We start from the raw sequence: 21,313 nt of genomic DNA, 5'->3' as shown, positions 1-21,313 counted from the left end.
TTTGCCCTCCAGTCCWGTCAAAAACGGCCGATAAGCCTTTGTCGCCAGCGCAATGGCTGGCGGCAGGGCTTGGACAGGATCTCGCCGTTATGACTGATACCCAGACTTCACCCGACACCACCGCTGAAAAAGACGCTCCCACAGCGGTCGAGCTGCCGTGGGCGGACGTCCACGTCGAGCACCACAAGATGCTCCGTCTGGCGCCGCTGAAAACCGACCGCAACACCGGAGGTCGGCCACTTCGCTTTGTCGAATTCGGCTATGCCGAACGCAACAACAAAGAGCAGAGCCTGATGCGCATGAGCATCACCCTGCCCGGCCAGCGTGTGCGCAAAGAACAGAATCATCTGGACGTGTGGGTCGATCACACCACCAAACGTGTGCATTTCGGGCCCGACAGCGGCTTGCAGATTGAACCGATGAACCGTGGCATCGGCCGCTTCATGGCGGCTCAAGGGATTACCTGGGCGAAGAAGCGCTGGTCCGGCTACACCGTCGACGGCACGGACCTGAACAACAAGGATGCGTTGAACGAAGACACTCGCCTGCGTCGCGATCACTTCCTGAAGGCGCATGGTTTTGAAGTGGTGTATGCCGATGCCCAGCATTTGAAGGGCAGCGTCAAAGACGTGCAGGTGGGTGATCTGTCGGGCGAGTGGAACACTGAAAAACTGCAACTGGTGGAAATTCTCGAAGCCGCGCAGATGCTTCAGCAGGCCGAGCAGAATCTGGCCGAGCAAGAAGTGAAGCTCAAGACGCACGAAGAAAAGGTCAGCAAGTACAAGCGTGAAGACGCCGGGCTGCGCTTTACCATTACGTGTCTGGTGGCGTTTGCGGTGTTTCAGGCGGGGTTGTTGATCTGGATTGCGACACACCGGTAAAGATTCAGGACCGAGGCGTGCCCATCGCAGGCAAGCCGTGCTCCCACAGGTTTTATGTTGTGCTCAAGTTATGTGGCACACCCAAAACCTGTGGGAGCACGGCTTGCCCACGATGGCGCCCTCAGGTCAGACGCGGGAAGCGAACAAGGCCTGATGTTCGCGGCATTGTTCCGCCGTCAACATGAACACCCCATGCCCGCCACGCTCGAAATCGAGCCAGGCGAAATCGACTTCCGGGTACAGCGCCTCGACGTGAACCTGGCTATTGCCCACTTCGACAATCAGCAAGCCCTTCTCGGTCAGATGATCCGCCGCTTCTGCGAGCATGCGGCGCACCAGGTTCAAACCATCATCGCCACAGGCCAGTCCCAGCTCGGGCTCGTGTTGATATTCGTCCGGCATGTCGGCGAAATCTTCCGCATCGACGTAGGGCGGGTTCGACACGATCAGGTCGAAACGCTGACCCGGCAAACCATCAAAACCATCGCCCTGAACGGTGTACACCCGCTCATCGACACCGTGGCGCTCGATGTTCTGATTGGCCACCTCCAGCGCTTCGAACGACAGATCGGCCAACACCACTTCGGCGTTCTGGAACTCGTAGGCACAGGCGATGCCGATGCAGCCGGAACCGGTGCACAGGTCCAGAATGCGCGCAGGCTCGGTGCCCAGCCATGGCGTGAAGCGGTTTTCGATCAGTTCGCCAATCGGTGAACGTGGAATCAGCACACGCTCGTCGACAATGAACGACATGCCACAGAACCATGCTTCGCCCAGCAAGTAGGCGGTCGGGATGCGTTCTTCGATGCGGCGCTTGAGCAAGCGTTGCAGATTGACCAGCTCGTCTTCTTCCAGCGCGCAGTCGAGGTAGCTGTCGGCAATTTCCCACGGCAAGTGCAAAGCCCCCAACACCAACTGACGGGCTTCGTCCCAGGCGTTGTCGGTCCCATGGCCGAAAAACAGATCCTCCCCATGGAAGCGGCTGACGGCCCAACGGATATGGTCACGCAGGGTACGAAGGCGGGAAGTGATCACGGCGGCAAACTCCAGAAAAAACGACTGGCAATTCTAACAGCCAAAACGCGCCACGACGACGCAGGAAAAACACCGGAGCAGATGTAGGACCGATCCCTTTTTTTCGCTGGCTATTGAACAAATCGAGTAACTTGACAAGGCTGCAAGCCAGCAAAGACGGCGCCTACGATAGTAGCGATTCACAGAACCGCTCAGCCAGAGGACAATGTCGCAAAAGCCCCACTCCAAGGAGCCCCAGAATGTCCGTTCCAAAAACGATGTTTCAACTCAGCGGCCGCGGTTATGCAGCCGCCAATCTGAGCCATGCGACGCTTGTTATTATCGATGCCCAGAAAGAGTACCTCAGCGGCCCGCTGGCCCTGAGCGGCATGGACGCTGCCGTCGCGAACATCAAGCAATTGCTCAACGCTGCCCGCGCCRCCGGCCGGCCAATTGTGCATGTACGCCACCTCGGCACGCTGGGTGGGTTGTTTAACCCGCAAGGCGTCGGTGGCGAGTTCATCCCGGGGCTTGAGCCACAGGCTGACGAAACCATCATCGGTAAAATGCTGCCGAGCGCGTTCCACGGCACCGAACTGGCCAAACGCCTGGAAGACCTTGGTGCCCTTGACCTGATCGTCTGCGGTTTCATGAGCCACTCCAGCGTCAGCACCACGGTGCGCGCCGCCAAGAACCTGGGCTTTCGTTGCACCCTGGTCGAAGACGCCTGCGCCACGCGCGACTTGCCTTACAAGGGTGGCGTACTGACTGCCGAGCACGTTCATCAGACCGAAATGGCGATCATGGGGGATAACTTCGCTACCCTCGCGCTCACTCACGAACTGATTTGATCGGCACTCGATGTGCGGCCAATACTGCCGCTCATCCGCAAAAGTCTCTCATTTGCCGCAATTGTCTTAGCCTCAGGAACATCCCGGTCAACTCCCGGTCGAAGGGCCGATACCCATTGAGGAAGGTCGGAATGAAGTTATCCGATGGTTTTGACGCTCGGCGCTTGCGGCCTAAAGGCCAACGCAACTGGCGTTTTCGAATTGGCGCCGCGTTTGCCGCATTGCTGGCAACCTGCGGTGTGTTGCTCGCCATGGCCGCCGCTGCCAGCCTGTTTGGCCACGTACCCGCGCTGGGTGAATTGAACGCCAGCCGGACCGCAGCGGCAGTGATTCTGGCGGTCGGCCTGTTCGTGCTGTACCTGGGCGTGTGGCTGTGGCGGCGCTGCCGGCGGCGTGCACGCCAGTCGCGCGAGCTGAACATGTCCCCGCACCTGATGAAAAAACACGACTGAACCGACGGCCTGGCTTTTTGCCGGGCCGTTTCGTGATTACTTGGGTAAACTGGCCGCCCTTCGCGGAGGCTGACATGCAAGACGACGATTTTTCCCTGTTCAAAAGTGCGATCCAAGGCGTCAAGCCGATCAAGCACGATCGCGCCGAAACCGGCAAACCCAAGGCCGACCGCGCGCAAATCGCCAAGCTGCGTCAAGCCGCAACCATTCGCACTGATGCCACCACGGTTGATGGGCTGTCCGATCAGTTCGTCATCGACGTCGGCCCGGAAGACGAATTGATGTGGGCCCGTGACGGTGTGCAGGAAAGCCAGATGCGCAAACTCAAGATCGGGCAGATTCCATTCGAGGGCAGCCTCGACCTGCACGGCATGAACGTGGAAAAAGCGCGAGAAACCCTTTGGGCCTTTCTCGCCGAAGCCACCAAATTCGAAATTCGCTGCGTGCGCGTCACCCACGGTAAAGCCGTGCGTCTGGACGGCAAGCGGCCGATGATCAAGAGTCACGTCAACACCTGGCTACGCCAGCATCCACAGGTGCTCGGTTTCACTTCATGCCAGGCAAAACATGGCGGCGCGGGAGCAGTGTATGTAATGCTCAAACGCACCATGATGGAAGGTCGCGACGAGTAAAGCTGTCGCATCGCTCTTGCAGCACCGTGTTTGCCACCGTACCCTTGCCCTTTGCGTAAAATCCCACAGGTAGTTTCATGTCCCTGGAACAGAATTACACCGCGATTCTAAAGGGGTAAGCCAAAGTACTCAGGGCCAATGAAACCGGGCACTTCCTTACTTTGGAATACCCGGTTTTAACCTGCTTTACACGGTCAGTGGTACAAAAATTGGTACGAGCTTCATTCCTTTCTTAGGTGTCCTGCCTACCGTTCGTCACTTCCTAATTTGCTGCTACGCTGAAACCTCCACGTAGGAATCGCGATGCCGAATTCAGACCTGCTCCCTTCCCTGCTGTTCAAGATCAACGAAAACCAGCTCGCTCTCGAAGCCGCCATCATGGAACTCACGCTTTGGGTTGAACAGCGTGGGGCGACCGAGGTCGGCGGTAGTATCCGTAGCGCTCTTCAAACCATCGACAGGAACGAAGAGTTCATCAAGATGACTCTCGCGGTACTCATGACTCCGGATTGATTGGATCCCTGGACCTGAGGGGATGGTATTCATCCCACTCACCACAAAATAAAAAATATGCTCATAGCCACGCCGATGGTAAAGATTCCTAAACCACACACAGCACCAAGAAAAAGAGAATGCTTAACCATGGCTCGAAACTCCGGTTTCCATCATAAACGAATGATTGAGTGTGAGCACCTGAGCAATATCCACACCAGTGGGCATAGACAGGTCTAGGACCAACGATTCCGATGAGAAATCTCTTTCAGTCGTGATGATATCCCCAACTATGGGGTTAACTCATCCTACATTTTGGGTTCATCCCAAACCTTTCCAGCTCGCTTTCACCAATGCAGATGGTCAATTGCGGCATCAAAGCCTGGGATGCCGCATAGGAATCGCCTAAGACCTTTATAATCAAGGTCTTAAGTCAGAAATCACCACCTAAAACCACGCACTTTTGCGACTCTTTAGAACCCAATAAACACTGGTCCAAACGGTTGCATTTTGGGGAAGAATTTCCCACGGAAAACCCCACCTACGGCGTCCTGCCGAACGACAAACCACCAACACGCCACTGATGCAGCAGTACTAACGGAAGTAGCCTACAGGCCTTGTATTTCAACGGTATGCATTGAGGGCTGTCTAAAACCCTAACCCGATATAAGCGCCTTTCGGGCCAATGAAACCGAGCAAGGCCGAGGTAGTTTTAGACAGCGTTTTCAACCCTTCTCCGGCGTCCTGCCGAGCGAACCCCCTCCAAAATTCTGCTACTCGTCACCCTCCTCTCGCTCAATCGTCGCGCCTCGATTACTGTATATACAAACAGTGCTGATAAGGCCTAACCGTGGATCCGAACGAAATCGATGACACCAGCGACTGGCTCGACTGCCCGACGCCGCTCGAGACTTGCAGGCACCAGCTCCGAATGTATGAAAACGAGTTTGAAGAACTCACGCTTCAGTTGGCCAGAGCTCGTGAGAACGTCCGGGGCTTGGTGCAGATGAATGACGAGTTGTCCGCCAGCAAAGCCCAATTGGTTGCGGAGTTGGAAAAATGCGCCGCCAACGCGGCCCGTCTCGAGGCGGAAAACACAGAGCTATCCAGTCAGGTTCGCAGCCTCCTGCTGGTGTCTGACCAGAGGGATCACCTGTTTAGAGAAAACCAGCGACTGCTCAAGGAGAATAGGGAGCGGCAATAGCTTTGCCATACGCCTGGTACACCGCCGGCGCGACGGCCATAAAGACCAGCAGCCTAACGACCCGTCCGTTCATGCCAGCACCTTCAGCGCAACAGCGTAGAACGCTTGGCGCTCGGCCAAACCATTGGTTCCGCCGTTGATGCGCTTGGTGATGAGGATGAAGTCACCGGCATCGGCTGGCACGTTCAGGCTCCGCGAGTTCCAGAACCACGCCGCCGACTTGCATGCCCACTCGGCCTGCTCGAGCAGTTCGGGCGTACGCAGCAGTCGGTCATCGCCGAACAGAGCCTGGCTGCAGGCCAAGTAGTTGTCGTGTCCAGTGATCTGGATCAGACCACGCCCGCGGTACTTTTGCCCATCACCGTCAGCCTCGGGTGTATTGCCCAACCGCTTGGCCAGCGTACCGGTGTCGTACTTGCTCAGGTACTGGTCGCCTCCCAGTTCCTTCACGTACTGGAACTGGCCCGACTCATGACCCACCTGGGCGATGAAGGCCGCCATCCTCAGCCGAGTGTTGATCTGGAACCGATCCATGGCTAGATTCAGCGCAGACGTAAAAACGCCCGCTTGGCTGCGGGCGTTCGGGAGGATCTGCAGCAGTTGCTGCGCGGTGATGGGCATGAGTTTCTCCGTTACGCAGCATCCGCCGCATTAGCTTCTGGGTCAGCGACAATCACGGGGATTGCCGGCATCACAGGCCACACTGGAGCAGCTGGCCAAGTCGGCTGTTTCGTGACCTTGCCCAGGGCGAACTTGTAGGTTTTCCACGCCGCAATGCTGACCATCAGCGCCGCCTGCTCGGCTTCGTCCTCTTCCGTGGCATCACCGGAATCAATGCCGTAACCGATCGTGTTGATGCGGTCCTGAATGCGCGCAATCTGGGTGACTACCTGGGCATTGCGCGCGGCAAGCTCGGCTTTCATTGCGGCCAGGTGATCGGCAATTGCCGCAGCATCTTTCATGGCCTTGGTGACCAATTGAGTCCAGTCAATAGCGCCAGGGCCAATAAGCTCGGGCAGCGGAGGCAGCTCCGGATAGTTACCAGCCTCATCGGGCATCGGCAAAGGCAAGGCGACTCGGCCATCTGAGATATCAACGAGCGGTACCGGAAACGCTTGCTCTTGGCTGTAATTGATTGGATTGGGGAGCAGCAGCGTCAGGGATAATTTATCATCGCCTTTAGTAATATCACCGGCAAAGAACTCATCGCTTATCGCCGCCCTTGGCAAAGTGTCGCCATTGCCCATTCTCGAAAAGTCATATGCATGGCCATTTACAATCAGCACATCGCCCGATATTTCAGCGAAAAGGAAGTCTTCCCGGCGCTGCGGGCTCAGGGTAATTTTCATCAGAACCACCTGCCAATGGCGAACACGTCAAAGTTAAGGACCGCCTGGTCGCCGGCGAGAAAAGCCGCAACGCTCAGAGCGCCAACCGTGGCCTGGGTGTTAGTCCGGGCATACGCGCTAATAGAGTTGATTACTCGCGATACGCCAAGCGTCCCGATAGCATTGACCCCGACGAACTCAATTGCCGCAAAGGATTGCGGATATGTCCACGTAAACCCGATGTTCGAGGTATTGTTGAAAGATAGCGGTTGGTTGAGAAGTGCGCAGTACATGGTCCCGTCAGCGAACTTCACATATGAGCCGTTAGCGTTCGATCCGCGTTCGATAATTGACCCCGTAGGAACCCCGGAACTTTGCGATACCGTTCCCAAGATGGTGGATCGATCATAGGCAAACGCCACTGGTTTACCATTTGACCGCATGTAGTCCAGGCAAAGCCAGTTGCCCGATCCAAGACTGACGAACTCGGCTGAATCATTTGCGGCGGTTGTGATGCTTGCGCCACCAGGCAGAATCAGCGACGTGGCGTTATAAGTCAGAGTCAGGGATGCGATAAACCGGACAGTGCGCCTAACGTTGGCCGCTACCGTGCCAAGGTTGGTGATGGTGGTAGTGCCGCTGATATAGATTAGAGGTGATGGCGAGGCGCCGATATCCGTCACGGTGGCAGACGCTAACGTCGAGACATCCCCTTGGGAGTCAAGGATGCCAGCATCCAGCCATACGGTGTTGGCACTGTCGCGACGCTTGAGCCGACCCGTCCCGGTGTCAGCCCACTCCTGACAAGGGAAAGTCGGACTTGGCGCCGATGCTCCGCTACTTTGCGAAGCGAGCGCTTTAAGTGCGTTGTTGATATCGGTACGGACCGCAAGGCCCGCCCCGTTATCCACGGTCATGTCATGCTGCGACATAAGTCAGTATCCCTTTGAGATGTAGTCAATCGAGCGGCCCGATTGGGCGACCCCGATGGAATTGCGGATGAAGACTGTAAAGCCGACGGCGGTCTTGGTGGTGACATCGAGGTAATCACCAGGCGATAGTCCTTGCGCTGTCAGGCTGACGGCAGGGCTGGCGTTGAACGGCGGCGAGTAAACAATTGGCAGACCACCAATCGGCACCAGGATGTCGTTCCCGCTCTCGATCCGATCCGGCATATCGATCACGACTTCGAGCGTCGAAACATCGATCCAGTTCGTCGCGAGCCGCACTTCACCGCGTAGCTGGAAGTCGAACAGCCTGGCGCGATAGTCGCCCACAACAAACGGCTTCCAGGCCGACCAGACCGCCGGAAACACATCCGAAGTTCGAACCCATAACGATAACGACGCGCCAACCGGCGGATCGCCATCGATGCTGATAATCGAATCGAAGTCCAAGATCGTGTCGATGTAGCTACCGTCGTCGTACAGCACGGCTTCGACATTCGCCGTCAGGCGGCAGTCGTAGACGTAGCCAAGGTCGGAAGGTGCCGCGAAGCTGTAGGTCATGGTCAGCAGGGAGCCGCCGTACTTATCGATCTCCCCAAGCAACAAGTCGATATCCGGTATGTCGTCGAAAAGGCCTGTAGCCGCCATTTTCAGCACGCCACTAGAGGACGAGGCATTCACAGCCACACCCGTAAACGCGGGAGACTCCGTGATCGTCAACACGACGTTTTCAGGTAGTGGAACCTGAGCGTCAGACCAGACCTCTGTGATCGGACCACCGACACCAGACGAATCGACAGCGCGCGCCAGGTACTTCCCTGGCAGCAGGGACACAACAGCCGACGTTGAGCGTCCTGCCGCCTCGGTCAGCGGCAACGCCGAGTCCCAGTTGGCCGAGGTACTGCGCGACTGCCTGATGTTGATACTGCCGCCCAGCTTCACGTCCAGTTCAGGGACCGGGTCCCATGCCAACGTTGCGACGCTGTTGATGACATCCAGCCGGAGACCGGACAGCGCCCCTGGCGGCGCCAGAAGTGCCTGCGCCGTATAGCTCTGCAGTGACGCAGGACCGGACAGGCCAAGCACGGATCTAGGCGTGACCCGGATCGACCATGCGCCTGCGGACGCTGACTCAAAGTCAATGTTTGGCGTCGATATTTCGCCAGCGAACTCCCAGTTCCCACCCGGTTTAAGGACTTCGACCAGGTAACGCATAGCCCTTGCTGAAGGAGTCCAGCTGACCGAGAGTCTGGCCGCGGCGAGCCCGGTGCCGGTGTCATACAGCGACTCAAGGAAGGTCAGTTGGCCGACGGCATCCGGTGCTGCCAAGTTGACGATGCTCGTTGGGGCATCGACATCAGGAATCCCGAAGTCCACCTCGTTGAACTTGTCGGCATCGTAGGCGAGAGCACTGATTGCATAGGTTCCATCGTCACCCTCGGTAATACCGATGACCCGGAACTTCTGCGTGTCCAGTGCGGCACCGGCAAAGACCCAGGGAGCCGACGCCAGTGGCGCAGACGGCAATGCCGGCGAGACAGCCACGGAAGTTACACCCGTCGACACTGTGACGCTTCGGCCGACATAGCTGCCGTCGGCAAGGATGACGCTGATCACGCCAGCTCCGCCGACCCCGAGCGGGGCGTCAAGGAGCAAGGTTGTGGTTGTGCTGCCGGCCAACAATCGGCCGGAATTGCGAGCGCCGCCGCGATTGGCATCGGCGATGTCGATGATATCGCCGGGCAAAGGGATTGCCCCGTCAGCGCCGACGGCGAACGTTACCGCCTCGCTTTCGGCGAAAAGGATCCAGCGACCAAGTCGACGTGCCTGGCCGCGCGACCTGCAGCCAACGGCGACAACGTCGGTCTGCTGGATGCGATCCCATTTGGCAATCAGTTCAGGACGTTCGACAATCTCGACCGACTGCTTGTACTGCTGAAAAGGATCGTTCCAGGTGACAGCCGCAACGTTGAAACGCTGATCCGACGCTACGGATTGATAGCTGAACTCGCCACCGACGACGTTTGCGTTGTTGAACAGGTACCGACTGGTGCGCGGCGCATCTTGCACAGCCGTCAGCGTACCGCCCGCCCAGAAACAAATCGCCCGGAATACGGAGGCCATATCATTGACCAGCTTCCATGCGTCTTGCTGGGTGGTCAGCGCCATATTGCAGGTAAAGCGAGGCTCATAGCCGCCTGTGCCGTAACCATTTGGAACCAGTACGTCGCAGTATTGCGAGATGCTGTAAAGCGCGTATTTATCAATCAGGGTCGAATCGAGTAGGCCGCCCAGCCCGTAACGGGTATTGGTCAGCATGTCGTACCAGATCCAGGCCGGGTTATCCGTCCAGGCGCGCTTGAACGTGCCATCCCACGATCCGCTGTAGATCCGGGTGGCCGGGTCGTAGTTGACCGGCACCAGAACCTTGATCCCCTGAACCATGAACGCCATGCGGGGGATGCTGGAAAACTGCTGTGCATCAATCGAGATGCCAACCATGGCGGTGTTGGGGTAGCGCAGTTTTTCGTCCCACAGCAGCGTCAAGCTGTCGAAGAAGGTACGGTTTTGGAGTGCAGAGCTGACGGAATCGGCCGTGAGCCGGGTAACCCGGACGTAACGCGGTGAGCCGCCAGAGGCTGGCAGACGGATGTAATACGAAAACTGCGTGCGGCTCATGGTCTTGCCATCAATCGCCAGGTCGCCACACAGCGCAAACCAGGCGCCACTACCAACCTTCCCTTCAATGCGGAAATCGGCTCTTGCTCCGGTCATGTCGCCGTTTTGGGTGTTTTGAGTGGAAAGCTGTGGGGTGCTGACCGTCACGCGGACCGCGTCCACATCGGTGTCAGTGATGGCGCGCTCGGCCGAAACCCCTGCCTTGAGCTCAAGCCCTATTGTCTGCTCAGCCTCAAGGCCGGTCATGGGCATGTAGGGCTGCCACTGCGTCCCGTAACGGTAATCAAGAATAACGTCGGAAAAGTTGAAGCTTCCGTCAGGGTTTTGCAGCGGCACATCGTCGAAAAAAATCCCCATGGCGCCATAAGGGATACCGTTAATTTCACCCTCACTGATCGCGTGCAGGGTGCGGACATGTTGACGCGAGCGCAGGCTGTTCGGCGCCTCGACAGGCGTTCTTGCGGACCCTCCGCCACCGCCGCTCTTCCCGCCCTTGCGACCTTCAATAAGCTCGCTCATGCCGGAATCGCCTCTGCCCACGTACCTACGCCGACGACACTTGAACCCACCAGCATTTGCCCATAGACGATGGGAACCGGTAGGCCTTGCTGGGTCGAGTTGAATGCGCCGTTGAACAGGTAGCTCGGCTTGTTTTCGGTGGTGGCTTGTTCTTGTTGGCTGGAGGTCTTAGGTGTGGGCGAGAGCATCTGCACTGCGCCGCCCAGCGCCAGTGCAATACCGATAGGCATCAGAGCCTGAAACCCTGGCAACGGGATAAACGATGCAGCGATAAGGGCCACGCCCAGAACTGTCTGGAAAAGTCCGGCGCTTTTGCTGCCCGAAATTATAGGGACGATTCGGATCTCGGTCGTCCCACTCAGTGTGAATCGATCCTCACCAACATTCTCCCGGTTGCGGAATATGGCGTAACGAAGTCCCTTGCGTGCAGACTCTCGGACGAAGTCCTCGAAGCCATCAACAGTATTCTTTAGCGCGCTCAACACCTCGCTAGTAGTGCCGGCTTCGAGTTTTTTAAAGTGTTCGCGCCCACAAGCTTTTGCGAGACTGCCGGAGAGCAAAATTCTGGTCATTCCCTTTTCATTGGCAGCGCGCATACTTTTCTCCGGGCAATAAAAAACCGCCCGTAGGCGGTTGATCTGTTCTGCCCTGTCTACAGGCAGCGATTGAGTGATTCGGTTACCTTGCTACGACCTATCTGTTGCCAGGCCATTCGCTGATAAAGCTTTACTGTGCTTCCGCTCGTCGAACGTTTGATGTCGAGCACGTCGTTCGTCTGCCCATTCATATCGCTACCAGAAACGAGTCGATAACCATCAGTGGTTTCACTCATCGTGGAGGTGGATTGGTATTCCTGCCACTCGGGATAAGCGCATAAGGCGAACGCTTTGGGGTCCTTCGCTGTTACCTTGGAGATTGTGGGCTCTCCTTTCAATAGGTCGCTCGGAGTTGTACACCCTGCCAGCGCGATCAGCGCCAGGGCTGTAATGACTTTCCGCATTGCTGAGCCTCCATGTGTTTTGGCGACTCTAACAGGGAAGGCGCGAAAAAAGACAGGGCCTACAAGCGCGTGACTCCCGGGAATGGCTCAGTTGGCATTTCAACACCAACAAACCGCTTTGCGCAGTCTTTCACCGTTCGCCTGTCTTCATCGTGGGCTTTAACTCCCTTGTAGCGAAGGATGTGGGTCGTGCACTCGCGGTACGCCCGACCGTAGACCTCGCGGCAGCTGAGCCGACCATAGAGGTGGTGCAGCAGCACGTCGCCGTCCAGCCAGATCGCGCCATGACAAGGTGTCGGGCTTCCGATGGCCATGACGATCAGATCACCCTGCTCCGGCGTATCGACTTGAATGAAGCCGGCCTTGGTGAAATTGTCGACGTACAGGTTCTCGCCGTTGTTCCACCAATCATCCTTGCGGTGGAAGTCCATCAGCGTGATGCCGAGCACCTGACGATAGTAGTCACGGACCAGCGTGTAGCAGTCGATGACACCATGGACGAAGACGCGTCCTTCCAGTGCCAGTTCGCCGCTCGCCGGCATCTCGTGCCAAGTAGCCACACCATTGACCAAGCCAACGATCCACCAGGTGGTTCGGCTTACCGCGTGGCTGGCAAGATCATGCAGGCTCGGCTCGGGGCCGACATCCGGGTGCGAATGGACGATCACGACGATGTCGCCCAGGTCTTCGGCAGCCGCGTAATCCTCGGGGTGCAGGATGAAGTGATCGGTCTCGTCCGACTGGTTCCGGCCCGGCACGTACTGTGGTTTGCCACGGACACTGACGACCAAACCACAGGACTCGCGCGGATACTCGGCGCGAGCATGGGCCTCGGCGTCAGACCGGCATTTATTGAACAGTTCGCTCATGATCAAAGCCTCGGCACATTGGCAATACCCGGGAAGCCGCCGAAGGGGAGCTCTGCGAGCTCACCGAAGCGCAACTTGCAGCCCTTCATGGTGCGACTGCACTGATCCCTTGCTGGATCACCGGTTGGGTAATTCAGGTAATCCGCCACAGGGCCGCCGGCGTAACCGCACTCACCTGACCGATAAGCCCAGAGACAAGTCCCGGCGATCACTTGGCGCCGAGGAAGCTTGACGCCAGTTAGATCGAGCGGCGACCCCAGATCGAACTCGATCGACGCCGAGTTCTCCGAAGCCTTGCGCGTGATGATCCAGGTCTCGACCGGGTATTCCTCAGCCGGGTTGGCTGTCGGATTCCCGGCGGCGAAGTTCACTGCATCCAGGTACTTGACCAGCGTACGGCGCCGCTTGAGCTTGGCACCCAGCAGGTCTTCGTACTGCCGGCAGAGCGCAGAGATCGTGCCACCGAAGTTGCCGACCTGAAGCTTCGGCCGAGCCGGTGAGCCCTGACTTGGCGTAGCGAACTCGCTGGCATTGATCGGCCATGGCGTATAGAGGAACCCTTTCCACACTACCGTCCCCAGCACCTCATTGGTGCCGGCGTGAAAACGAATAGTCTGGTCAGGCAGGATCAGTTCAAAGCCTTCCCAGATGGACAGGCCTGTTGCCAGCGAAAGCTGACCTTGAAGAGCCGTCATTCGTAAACCTCGTCAAAATTTGCTGACAAACCGCAAATGCCGAAGGAAACGTCAGTGCGCTTCCACTCACGACAAACAAAAACCCCGGCTGATTGGCCGGGGTGGGTGTACTTGAAAGACTCAAGTGCGCCTCGAGCAGAGAGAAAGCTTTCAATGGCGTCGATTTCTGAGGATTTCCTCGTAAACGCCAGAGAAAACTGTCGAGGCTTCCGATTGATACCAGTCCCTTGGCGCTGCTCGTAGCCATCCCCGAATTTAATGACCTTTACAGTCGGGGTAACAGTTTTGGTGGCGTCATAGCTGGCCAGCCAAGTGAACTCCAGCATGGGTACTCCTTATGCAAGTTGCCCGCCGTTACGGCGAGCAGTCGCGATTTCCTGACGGCAGACAACCTTGATGGCTTCTGCCAGGCGGACAGGGTCAACACCGGAAGCTCCACTGTCTCGCGCGTCTACGTTGACGATGATCGGAGTTTCTCCGCCTCCGCCTTGCGATCCAGAGCCAGCGGATAGACCGACGTAACCACCGTCCGCGTAACCCCGCTTGTTCAAGCTAACCAGGTAATCTTTCATACCTGGCCGATCGACAACCTCCTTGCGGATAACCACCTCGCCACCGTGGACAATACCGGCCGGCTCGTACTTCCCACCGTTGCCTGTGTAGCCRCCATCATCGAAGCCGTAAGCGCCGGCGTAACCCGTGGTGGAGTACCCGCTGGCCGATGCTGCGGAGCCGACGTTCTGAGCGCCGCCACCGAAGTAAGCGCCGGCGGCAGAACTAGCCAAACCGAAGAGCCCACTCAGCGCCGACGAACTGGCCTGGCGAACCGCAATGCGAGCCATATCGGCCAACACCGATTTGGCGAAGTCAGCGAACGATAGCTTGCCCGTCATGGCGAAGTTGACGATCGCGTCTTCCATCGAACTGAACGCATTGGCGAAAAGGCTTTTACTCTGCGCGGCTACGTTGTTGGCACTTTCCAAATAGTCCTGATAAGCGGATTTCGCACCCAATGACCAGTCGGCCTGAGCGGCATCCAAATCGTCGTAATACTTGGTCTGCATGGTCATTCGCTCGTTGAGCGCCGACTGCAATGCCGCCGTTTCCTGCGTATATAGGCTGTCGCTAACCTGCCCTTTGTTGTGCTGCGATTCGAGACGATCAAGTTGCGATTGGTAGGACTGCTGAATACTCAGTTGCTCCTGCAACCGCTGCTTTTGCTGCTCACCCAAGCCTTGGCCTGCCAGGCTGTTGTTCAGCCCCGTCTGGGCACTGGAAAGCTGGCTACTCAGGTTCTCCTGGAACGCGAGCAACTTCTTCGCTTCCTCCGCTGCCTTTTTCCGCAGATCAACTTCTGTTTCCAGAGAAGCGTTTCGTTTCAGTTGCGCAGTGATCAACGCCTCGCTGGACAAAAGCGACTTCTGATCGGCCGTCAAAACCTGCTTGGTTTTGATATCGGCGATCTGCTGCGCCCACTTCGCTAGGGCTTGCTGGGACTGATTCAGTTTCAGCGAGGCAGCGTCCTGAGCCTGCAAAACGGCGTACTGCTCCCGCAGACCGTCGAGCATGCGCATCCCGGCGTCTTCGGTGTAAGCCTTTGCCTTCGGTGTCTTCGGCGCTTTCGGGTCTTCGAATTGCTTTGCCGCGGCATCGCGTAGCTGTTTGACCTGCTCTTCCGAATAAACTTTTCCCTTCAGCCGAGCAGACGTCACCTGCTTTTCGATCTCCGCATAACGAAGTTTCAGCTTCTCAGCATTCGGCGCGGTGTCCTTGAGCGATTGATTGAGCGCGTCCTGGGCAGCAATGGACTGCTTCTCAAGAGTGATAATTTGCGCCTTGGCTTTGGCCCGGCGCTCGTCCTCACTCTTCTGAACCAGAATGTCGGTGGTGTCTTTTTGGTTTTGCTCGTAGCGGAAAGGATCCTCAACGGCCGCATTGCGACCATCACGGGTCATTGCCTGCATCTGTTCGCGGAGCGTTTTCAGCTTTTCATCAAGCGTCGATTCGCGACCGATATCGAGGATGGAATCCCACCCTTCCTTCGCAGCCTGTTTCACCAGGTGCCAAGCGGACTCAACCAATCCAAGGTTGTCGATAATCTTGTCAGCTCTGGATTTCAGCGCCTCGGCGTAGGTCGACTCTGCGAGGTTGGCTGCCGCCTGACGGTCGCCATGCTGCTCCAAGGCGGCGATCTGTGCGTAGGTGCTGGCCGTGAGGTAACCAAGCTGATCATTCAGCTCTTTCGAGGCCTTCGCCGGATCCTTGGCCAGCTTTTCAAAGTCGGCAACCGTTTCCGTCGCGGCTTTGCCGGTGGCTTCCTGCATTTTCAACGCAGCAATTGCAATGCTGTCGAAGCTTTCGACCGGGATCTTCCCCGACGCGGCCAGTCGGTTCAGGACCTCAGCGGCGGCACTCACGGTACCGGTGGTAGCGCTAACTGTTCTTGCGAGGCTACCCAGCGAATCGACCGTTGCGCCCGAAGCCCCGCCGGTGAGAACCAGAGAGGTGCGAAACGCGGTCGCCTCGTCGGAACCTTGTTTGTAGGCCAAGGCCAGAACGGCACCCGCCGCAGCGGCCACAGTGAACGGATTGACCAACCCAGCGACGTAACCGCCCAAAGCTTTGGCCGCCGGCCCAACGCCGCCGAACATGTCCTTGAGCTGTCCACCCTGCTGCAGCAACACCGTCAACGGGTTTTGGCCCGCCTGGATGGAAACAGCAATGTCCGTGAACTGTGCGGGCACATTACGCAGGGCTGCAGCATAAGCTTTCGCTGACTGGTCGCCCTTCTGCATGACCGCATCGGTTTTAGTCAGGGCATTCCGTTGCTCCGTCAGCTTGGTGAGGTATTCCTTGAAGTCGACATCGTCCAAGCGCCCGGCCGCGCGGTGTTCGCGCAACTGGGTTTCCATTTTGTCCAGGCGACCATAGGCTGCAACCACCGGATCAATCTGACCTACCAACTTATCCAACTGGCCAGCCTGATAGGTGGCTTCCTTGGTTGCAGACTTGAGCGCGCGTTGCGCCCGGTCCATTCCCTTCTCGAAGCCGCCTGTGTTTGCTACAAGGTCGACCGTCAGTTGGCCAAGTGAATCAACCGCCATAAATCACCTCTTGACCGATTGCAGCAACCGCATAATGTCGTCCGCCGTTGCTTCGGCCGGTTCAGGCCTTGGCTCTCGATCGGGAAGGAAGTCGGAAAACTCAGCGGAGCCGCCGTTAACACGATTGAGCACGGTGGCAAGCAAGGCAAAACCCTGCTCGAGGCGCTTTCCGAGATTCAGTGAGCCCGTTTGTCTGACGTACGCCATCCACGAAAGAGCCTCTGGATAAGTGAGGCTGGCTTTCGCTTCAGCAATTGATCGCCCGCCAATGCCGTTGAGCACCAGCTCATGCCAGAACTCATCGGCGGGCTCTATTTTTTTTCTGCGTCTTCCTTGCTGACACCGTTTGCCGCCTGAATGGCCGCCAGCAGAGCGATGGTGAGTTCAGCGGTAAGCGGACCATGACCGGACTCCTCGGAGCCGAGAATGTCCTCAACCGTGAAGACTGGCTCACCAGCTTCGTTAAAAACACTGGCCGCAATCCGGTGCGCCGTGGCATCCGAGCCTTCGCGCTGTTCTTCCCAGCGCTTTGTCAGCGTATGAAAAGAGTCAATGCGAACGTAGATTGATGCCTTCTGCAGCTTGCCGTCGGCGTCGTGCCACGCAATGTCTTTCTTGACCGGCGCCGCGACGAAGGCGCCGGCGGCTTTCAGTGAGCTGATGCTAAGTTCCATGAGGTGTCCTTACGGGGTGATGACTTTCGGTACCAGAACAGGATCGCCAGACACTTGAATGCCGACGGTCGACTTCACCACGTCGTTCAGAGCAAAGCTGAACGGAAAGCTATTCATGTAGCCTTCGAAGGTGATCCAGGTGCGGGTGGTGGGCAGGTTGAAATCGACCTCGTCGTTCACCACTGCAGTTGCAGCAGCACCAGTGCCAGCACCGCCGGTGAGTGCGACCGTCGGGGCGCTGGTATAACCCGAGCCCGGGTTCGTGATGGTGAAGCCGGTCACAGCACCAGCCGAGACGGTGGCAGTTGCCGTCGCACCAGTGCCGCCACCGCCAGTGATGGCAACAGTCGGAGCACTGGTATAGCCAGTACCAGCATTGGTGAGATTCAACGCAGAAACACCGTGGATGGCCGCAACGGTTGGTGGAATACCTTCGTCATTGATGCGGCCGTCAGAGAAACCCACAGCCCAGACCAGCGTGGTGCCGGCGGTTTTCAACTGATGAAGTCGGATGTGAGCAGCATTCTGCGGGTCGATGTTGATACCGAACGACGCTGAACCTGGTTCACCCAGGCCAGCTTCATAGGTGCGAGACTTTTTGTTCAGGCAGGTGGTTTCAATCTGCGCGATCGTGGTGTCGATGCCGTCCAACGAAGTGAAACAGCCGACCTCGAGGATGGTGTTGGTCGCCGGATCGATCGTGTACAGATCGGTGCCTTGGGTCTTAATGGTCAATTGATACTCCCCGATTTTCTTGGAAAATCACTGTTGGGCGGGCATTAAAAAACCCGCCGGAGCGGGTCGTTCTTTCTGGTTTCCGGCTACAGACTCACCAGCCAGGCAACATCGAAACTCTTGCGATAGTTTTTCGTGGCGGGATCTTTTCCCTCCAGATTGAATCCGGTCACGTGAGCTTGAAGCTCAATCGCGCGACGGATAGCGGCAGCGACTTGGTCGGCCACAGCGCCGGTATCGGCGTAAACATCGACCTGCAGTCCGTATCGATCAGTGTCAGGCCGCCCGCTGACGTAATTGAGCGGTGAGCCGCTGATGACCTGCCAGACAGCATAGGGTTTGGCCACGCCTTGAGGCGCCTCACCGAATGGGTAAAGACGGACTGGCGATGCACCGAGCAATGCAGTCACCGCCGGCGCCGCCGCGCAGACTTTGAAAATTGGTGCAGCCATCAGTTCGCCCCCAACTTGATCAACTGGTATTTGGCCGAACTGAGGAACTCCTTGAAGACTTCCTCGCGCTTGCTTGCCAGTGCGCCGCGCATAAACGGAAACGACGCAGAGTGCTCAGTGCCAAGCTCGACGTACCACCAGTAGAAGGTGTTGCCGCCGCGTTGGCCTGACCTCGACTTCTTCACGCCGACCGAAACAATGGCCGCGCCCAGTTCCTCGCCGAGCTTCTTCTGTTCGATCATTGCGATGTTGCTGGAAATTTGGTTTCGAGTGGCGGGGTCATCGATGCGGTCCGCGCGATCCTTCGCCTCGTTCATGACCAACTCCATCGCATCCTTTGCCGCTGGGACCGCAACCTTGGTACGCATGCCTTGGGATAGCTCGCGGAACTTGGCCGACAATTCATCGGCGCCGGTCAGCTTGTAGCTCACCCAGTCAGCCATCGTTCACCCCCGCTGATACAGGAATCACCAGCGACTCAAGCCCCGAATCGTTATCGGGCAATGGCTTGGTGAAATTCCAGATCTCGCCACGGTAGAGCCCACGCATTGTTGCCAGGACTCCCGGGCGGTATCGGATCGTGATCCGCGCGGTCACCTCAGACTGGACTGCTTGGGCTGCCAGCAATTCGCGACCATTCAGGTACTCAAATCTCGCGGGGACTTTAGTCCAGACATCTACCCAGTCTGTGATCATCTCGCCGGACTCAGGATCTTGCACCAAGTTCAGCGCCTGAATGGTGACCCGGTGCCGCAACCCGCCGGCCCTCATCACACACCCATTTCAATGCGGTAAGGCGTCAGCAACGAGCTGGAGCCTTTTGGAAGCTCTGAAGAAATCGTGCCGATCACAACATCCTCCCGGTTCGCATATAAATTTCCGAGTATCAGTAGGCAGCCCGCAACAATCGCGTCGTTAATCACGATTCCGCGCGAGATTCGACTCAGCTCGTCGCGCGCCTCCTTGAAATTGTGAGTAGCCACATCAATAGCCTCTGCGCGATCACAAGGGTTTTCAATAAGGCTAGCTTCCGCTATTGCAGCCTCAAAATCGCTGCGGGTCTGGGTGATTGCCGCCGGCACCGTGGCGCGAGCGGCATTCAGTGCAGCCTGATCGACAAAGAACTGGCGTTGGAGATACACGACAGCTGACTTTTCAGCCGCATTGAGCTTTATCTGAACCATGGCCTCATCTTCTGGCTCGGCCAGCAAATGCTCCATGCCAACGGAAATGTCGATCACGCTCATGCCTACTCAGCCTTTTTCTTGGTGGTGGGTTTCGGCGCCGATTTGTTATCCGGTTCCGGAGCTTTTTTGTTTTCTGGCGGCTCAGCAGATTTCACGTTGTAATCCTCGACAAGTCCGTTGCGCAGCAACTCGCGGGCGTCCAGTTCTGAGGCCTCGATTTCCGATTTTGGCGGGGTGTAAGCACCGCGCCACTCGAAGCCCTTGATGGTTTTCAGTTTGATATCGGTCATCAGATCAAAAAGCCCGGTTGCCCGGGCCTCTCCTTCAGCGTTTGCCCGCGGCCTTTATGGCGTAGGGTCAGTGAAAGGGCCGTGGACGAACGACTGCGGACGGTACACCGCCAGCGCCAGGCGCTCTTCCGCACGGATGGTCACCATGTTTTTGGTGAAGTTGTCGGCGTCTTCGGTCGAAACCTCGACGTTCGCGTCTTCACGATCGAAGACCTGGGCAGCCATATCGAAAGCGCCAACCATGAACTCGCCCTGCGGCATGGCGTTCGTGTCCACAACCGGCAGACGCCACATGCGAGGCTGACCACCTTCCTGCACGTTGACCCAGATGTAGCTACCGGTGCTGTCCTTGGCCAGCTCCATGTCGGCCCAATCAACCGGGTTCAGAACGATAGCGCTGGCACGGTACTCGGCGATGCGCACCTGCAAGATGGCTCGGCGCAGCAGGTCAATTTTGGTATCGCCGTCTTTACGCAGGGCTTCGTTGAATGCTGTGGCCTGCGGGATCAAACCGAGCAGATTTTGGCCAGTGCCATTGCCGGCCAAAATTTGGTTTTCTTCGACGTATTTCAAACCGTAGATCGCACGGCCGTCGATGTAGCTTTGCAGCAACGGTACGTCGGCCAGCACCTGCTTGGAGGCTCGGAACCAGTGCGCGATGGTCTTCACGGTGGTGGTGATCAGTTCGTACGACAGGTCGGACTGAGGCTTCGCCAAAGTCTCGCCAACCGGAGCCGCCATGTTCTGGAAGCCAGATTCGCGGACGTACTCGATTGCATTCGAGTTGGTGCGGCCCGGCATGATCAGATCACGGATGGTGAAAGTGCGATCCGGTCCTTGAATAATGCCCGGTACGCGAGTTGGTTCGATGGCCACACCAACGCCGCCGGTGCCGGTGGTTGCGCTGGTGATGCTGGTTACCGCCTTCAGGCGCATCCGAGCGACACCACGCCCCTTCTCGGCCAGGCCTTTGAAATCGTCGCCGTCGGTGAACTGTTCACCAATAGACTTGACCTCTTCGCCGCCGCCGGAGCCGCGGCGAGCCAATTTCTGCTCGACCTCCTGGAGACGATCCAGCAAGTCCAGGCCCGACTTGGTCAGACCATCGAGGATGGTCTTGGTGTCGTCGAGGATTTTGCCGTGGCTTTTGATTTCTTCGCCGGCTTTCTCGGCGAAAGTTTTGATGTCCTGGTCACGCTTTTGCAGCGCATCCATTACGTCCTTCAGTTCCAGCTGATCATCAGCACGTTCTTTACGCTGAAATTGGCGGTGCTCGCTGCGAGCCTCGTTGCTCATTGCGTTATGCAT

26 protein-coding genes are annotated in these 21,313 nt (G+C 57.5%); 6 read left to right on the top strand and 20 right to left on the bottom strand.

What is annotated here, in order from left to right:
* Nucleotides 1-89: 89 nt before the first annotated feature.
* A complete protein-coding gene (locus AC1D2P_RS11035) occupies nt 90-881 on the top strand; it encodes a hypothetical protein (protein ID WP_046027100.1) in 792 nt (263 codons plus the stop codon).
* A 126-nt stretch (nt 882-1,007) separates the two neighbouring features.
* Here the strand turns inward: AC1D2P_RS11035 and prmB are convergent, their stop codons facing one another.
* The gene (gene prmB / locus AC1D2P_RS11030; protein WP_046027101.1) at nt 1,008-1,916 is read right to left on the bottom strand and encodes a 50S ribosomal protein L3 N(5)-glutamine methyltransferase; all 909 of its coding nucleotides are present in this window, start codon (nt 1,914-1,916) and stop codon (nt 1,008-1,010) included.
* A gap of 239 nt (nt 1,917-2,155) precedes the next feature.
* On the opposite strand from prmB, the gene AC1D2P_RS11025 reads away from it, so the two are divergent.
* The 5 genes from AC1D2P_RS11025 to AC1D2P_RS11005 all read left to right on the top strand — a co-directional run bounded on the left by AC1D2P_RS11025 (nt 2,156) and on the right by AC1D2P_RS11005 (nt 5,526).
* Nucleotides 2,156-2,746 (top strand): cysteine hydrolase family protein, encoded by a 591-nt coding sequence (locus AC1D2P_RS11025; RefSeq protein ID WP_477811424.1) that lies wholly within the window; start codon nt 2,156-2,158, stop codon nt 2,744-2,746.
* A gap of 131 nt (nt 2,747-2,877) precedes the next feature.
* On the top strand, nt 2,878-3,198 hold the full coding sequence (locus tag AC1D2P_RS11020; protein ID WP_046027103.1) for a hypothetical protein: 321 nt from the start codon (nt 2,878-2,880) through the stop codon (nt 3,196-3,198).
* 74 nt (nt 3,199-3,272) lie between these two features.
* Nucleotides 3,273-3,830, top strand: coding sequence for a Smr/MutS family protein (locus tag AC1D2P_RS11015; RefSeq protein WP_046027104.1), 558 nt, complete (start codon nt 3,273-3,275; stop codon nt 3,828-3,830).
* A gap of 303 nt (nt 3,831-4,133) precedes the next feature.
* Nucleotides 4,134-4,343 (top strand): hypothetical protein, encoded by a 210-nt coding sequence (locus AC1D2P_RS11010; protein WP_477757652.1) that lies wholly within the window; start codon nt 4,134-4,136, stop codon nt 4,341-4,343.
* An 829-nt stretch (nt 4,344-5,172) separates the two neighbouring features.
* Nucleotides 5,173-5,526 (top strand): hypothetical protein, encoded by a 354-nt coding sequence (locus tag AC1D2P_RS11005; protein ID WP_477757653.1) that lies wholly within the window; start codon nt 5,173-5,175, stop codon nt 5,524-5,526.
* A 69-nt stretch (nt 5,527-5,595) separates the two neighbouring features.
* Here AC1D2P_RS11005 and AC1D2P_RS11000 read toward each other — a convergent pair whose 3' ends face one another.
* The 19 genes from AC1D2P_RS11000 to AC1D2P_RS10910 all read right to left on the bottom strand — a co-directional run bounded on the left by AC1D2P_RS11000 (nt 5,596) and on the right by AC1D2P_RS10910 (nt 21,313).
* Nucleotides 5,596-6,147: a glycoside hydrolase family 19 protein gene (locus AC1D2P_RS11000; protein ID WP_477757654.1), complete on the bottom strand. Its 552-nt coding sequence runs from the start codon at nt 6,145-6,147 to the stop codon at nt 5,596-5,598.
* Between the two features lie 11 nt (nt 6,148-6,158).
* Nucleotides 6,159-6,488, bottom strand: coding sequence for a tail fiber assembly protein (locus tag AC1D2P_RS10995; RefSeq protein ID WP_477757715.1), 330 nt, complete (start codon nt 6,486-6,488; stop codon nt 6,159-6,161).
* 386 nt (nt 6,489-6,874) lie between these two features.
* On the bottom strand, nt 6,875-7,786 hold the full coding sequence (locus AC1D2P_RS10990; protein ID WP_477757655.1) for a hypothetical protein: 912 nt from the start codon (nt 7,784-7,786) through the stop codon (nt 6,875-6,877).
* Nucleotides 7,787-7,789: 3 nt separating this feature from the next.
* The gene (locus tag AC1D2P_RS10985; protein ID WP_477757656.1) at nt 7,790-10,999 is read right to left on the bottom strand and encodes a TipJ family phage tail tip protein; all 3,210 of its coding nucleotides are present in this window, start codon (nt 10,997-10,999) and stop codon (nt 7,790-7,792) included.
* Nucleotides 10,996-11,595, bottom strand: a complete 600-nt coding sequence (locus tag AC1D2P_RS10980) for a tail assembly protein (protein ID WP_477757657.1) — start codon at nt 11,593-11,595, stop codon at nt 10,996-10,998. The genes AC1D2P_RS10985 and AC1D2P_RS10980 overlap by 4 nt, the downstream gene beginning before the upstream one ends.
* Nucleotides 11,596-11,651: 56 nt before the next feature.
* Nucleotides 11,652-11,999, bottom strand: coding sequence for a hypothetical protein (locus AC1D2P_RS10975; RefSeq protein WP_477757658.1), 348 nt, complete (start codon nt 11,997-11,999; stop codon nt 11,652-11,654).
* A 59-nt stretch (nt 12,000-12,058) separates the two neighbouring features.
* Nucleotides 12,059-12,868, bottom strand: coding sequence for a C40 family peptidase (locus AC1D2P_RS10970; RefSeq protein ID WP_477757659.1), 810 nt, complete (start codon nt 12,866-12,868; stop codon nt 12,059-12,061).
* Between the two features lie 2 nt (nt 12,869-12,870).
* Nucleotides 12,871-13,563, bottom strand: coding sequence for a phage minor tail protein L (locus tag AC1D2P_RS10965; RefSeq protein WP_477757660.1), 693 nt, complete (start codon nt 13,561-13,563; stop codon nt 12,871-12,873).
* Complete coding sequence (locus AC1D2P_RS10960; protein WP_477757661.1) at nt 13,560-13,889, bottom strand: phage tail protein; 330 nt, start codon at nt 13,887-13,889, stop codon at nt 13,560-13,562. The genes AC1D2P_RS10965 and AC1D2P_RS10960 overlap by 4 nt, the downstream gene beginning before the upstream one ends.
* A gap of 9 nt (nt 13,890-13,898) precedes the next feature.
* A complete protein-coding gene (locus AC1D2P_RS10955; RefSeq protein ID WP_477757662.1) occupies nt 13,899-16,667 on the bottom strand; it encodes a phage tail tape measure protein in 2,769 nt (922 codons plus the stop codon).
* A gap of 3 nt (nt 16,668-16,670) precedes the next feature.
* Entirely contained in the window at nt 16,671-16,949 is a 279-nt protein-coding gene (locus AC1D2P_RS10950) for a phage tail assembly protein T (RefSeq protein WP_477757663.1), read from the bottom strand.
* Nucleotides 16,950-16,978: 29 nt separating this feature from the next.
* On the bottom strand, nt 16,979-17,341 hold the full coding sequence (locus AC1D2P_RS10945; protein WP_477757664.1) for a phage tail assembly chaperone family protein, TAC: 363 nt from the start codon (nt 17,339-17,341) through the stop codon (nt 16,979-16,981).
* A gap of 9 nt (nt 17,342-17,350) precedes the next feature.
* On the bottom strand, nt 17,351-18,076 hold the full coding sequence (locus AC1D2P_RS10940) for a phage tail tube protein (protein WP_477757665.1): 726 nt from the start codon (nt 18,074-18,076) through the stop codon (nt 17,351-17,353).
* A gap of 86 nt (nt 18,077-18,162) precedes the next feature.
* A complete protein-coding gene (locus tag AC1D2P_RS10935; RefSeq protein WP_477757666.1) occupies nt 18,163-18,528 on the bottom strand; it encodes a DUF3168 domain-containing protein in 366 nt (121 codons plus the stop codon).
* Nucleotides 18,528-18,971, bottom strand: coding sequence for an HK97-gp10 family putative phage morphogenesis protein (locus AC1D2P_RS10930; RefSeq protein ID WP_477757667.1), 444 nt, complete (start codon nt 18,969-18,971; stop codon nt 18,528-18,530). Before AC1D2P_RS10930 ends, AC1D2P_RS10935 begins: the two co-directional genes overlap by 1 nt.
* Complete coding sequence (locus AC1D2P_RS10925; protein ID WP_477757716.1) at nt 18,964-19,299, bottom strand: phage head closure protein; 336 nt, start codon at nt 19,297-19,299, stop codon at nt 18,964-18,966. The genes AC1D2P_RS10930 and AC1D2P_RS10925 overlap by 8 nt, the downstream gene beginning before the upstream one ends.
* A complete protein-coding gene (locus AC1D2P_RS10920; RefSeq protein ID WP_477757668.1) occupies nt 19,299-19,775 on the bottom strand; it encodes a head-tail connector protein in 477 nt (158 codons plus the stop codon). The genes AC1D2P_RS10925 and AC1D2P_RS10920 overlap by 1 nt, the downstream gene beginning before the upstream one ends.
* A gap of 2 nt (nt 19,776-19,777) precedes the next feature.
* Complete coding sequence (locus tag AC1D2P_RS10915) at nt 19,778-20,005, bottom strand: hypothetical protein (protein WP_477757669.1); 228 nt, start codon at nt 20,003-20,005, stop codon at nt 19,778-19,780.
* 54 nt (nt 20,006-20,059) lie between these two features.
* Nucleotides 20,060-21,313, bottom strand: a complete 1,254-nt coding sequence (locus tag AC1D2P_RS10910; RefSeq protein ID WP_477757670.1) for a phage major capsid protein — start codon at nt 21,311-21,313, stop codon at nt 20,060-20,062.

Source organism: Pseudomonas sp. P1_F1_2, from assembly GCF_056405815.1.
This window is presented reverse-complemented; position numbering and strand designations above follow the sequence as displayed.

What these genes read in the sequence shown, in the direction of transcription:
- AC1D2P_RS11035 (WP_046027100.1), top strand. Translation starts at nt 90, where the DNA reads ATGACTGATACCCAGACTTCACCCGACACCACCGCTGAAAAAGACGCT.
- AC1D2P_RS11020 (WP_046027103.1), top strand. Translation starts at nt 2,878, where the DNA reads ATGAAGTTATCCGATGGTTTTGACGCTCGGCGCTTGCGGCCTAAAGGC.
- AC1D2P_RS11015 (WP_046027104.1), top strand. Translation starts at nt 3,273, where the DNA reads ATGCAAGACGACGATTTTTCCCTGTTCAAAAGTGCGATCCAAGGCGTC.
- AC1D2P_RS11010 (WP_477757652.1), top strand. Translation starts at nt 4,134, where the DNA reads ATGCCGAATTCAGACCTGCTCCCTTCCCTGCTGTTCAAGATCAACGAA.
- AC1D2P_RS11000 (WP_477757654.1), bottom strand. Translation starts at nt 6,147, where the DNA reads ATGCCCATCACCGCGCAGCAACTGCTGCAGATCCTCCCGAACGCCCGC.
- AC1D2P_RS10995 (WP_477757715.1), bottom strand. Translation starts at nt 6,488, where the DNA reads ATGAAAGATGCTGCGGCAATTGCCGATCACCTGGCCGCAATGAAAGCC.
- AC1D2P_RS10990 (WP_477757655.1), bottom strand. Translation starts at nt 7,786, where the DNA reads ATGTCGCAGCATGACATGACCGTGGATAACGGGGCGGGCCTTGCGGTC.
- AC1D2P_RS10985 (WP_477757656.1), bottom strand. Translation starts at nt 10,999, where the DNA reads ATGAGCGAGCTTATTGAAGGTCGCAAGGGCGGGAAGAGCGGCGGTGGC.
- AC1D2P_RS10980 (WP_477757657.1), bottom strand. Translation starts at nt 11,595, where the DNA reads ATGCGCGCTGCCAATGAAAAGGGAATGACCAGAATTTTGCTCTCCGGC.
- AC1D2P_RS10975 (WP_477757658.1), bottom strand. Translation starts at nt 11,999, where the DNA reads ATGCGGAAAGTCATTACAGCCCTGGCGCTGATCGCGCTGGCAGGGTGT.
- AC1D2P_RS10970 (WP_477757659.1), bottom strand. Translation starts at nt 12,868, where the DNA reads ATGAGCGAACTGTTCAATAAATGCCGGTCTGACGCCGAGGCCCATGCT.
- AC1D2P_RS10965 (WP_477757660.1), bottom strand. Translation starts at nt 13,563, where the DNA reads ATGACGGCTCTTCAAGGTCAGCTTTCGCTGGCAACAGGCCTGTCCATC.
- AC1D2P_RS10960 (WP_477757661.1), bottom strand. Translation starts at nt 13,889, where the DNA reads ATGCTGGAGTTCACTTGGCTGGCCAGCTATGACGCCACCAAAACTGTT.
- AC1D2P_RS10945 (WP_477757664.1), bottom strand. Translation starts at nt 17,341, where the DNA reads ATGGAACTTAGCATCAGCTCACTGAAAGCCGCCGGCGCCTTCGTCGCG.
- AC1D2P_RS10935 (WP_477757666.1), bottom strand. Translation starts at nt 18,528, where the DNA reads ATGGCTGCACCAATTTTCAAAGTCTGCGCGGCGGCGCCGGCGGTGACT.
- AC1D2P_RS10930 (WP_477757667.1), bottom strand. Translation starts at nt 18,971, where the DNA reads ATGGCTGACTGGGTGAGCTACAAGCTGACCGGCGCCGATGAATTGTCG.
- AC1D2P_RS10925 (WP_477757716.1), bottom strand. Translation starts at nt 19,299, where the DNA reads ATGAGGGCCGGCGGGTTGCGGCACCGGGTCACCATTCAGGCGCTGAAC.
- AC1D2P_RS10920 (WP_477757668.1), bottom strand. Translation starts at nt 19,775, where the DNA reads ATGAGCGTGATCGACATTTCCGTTGGCATGGAGCATTTGCTGGCCGAG.
- AC1D2P_RS10915 (WP_477757669.1), bottom strand. Translation starts at nt 20,005, where the DNA reads ATGACCGATATCAAACTGAAAACCATCAAGGGCTTCGAGTGGCGCGGT.
- AC1D2P_RS10910 (WP_477757670.1), bottom strand. Translation starts at nt 21,313, where the DNA reads ATGCATAACGCAATGAGCAACGAGGCTCGCAGCGAGCACCGCCAATTT.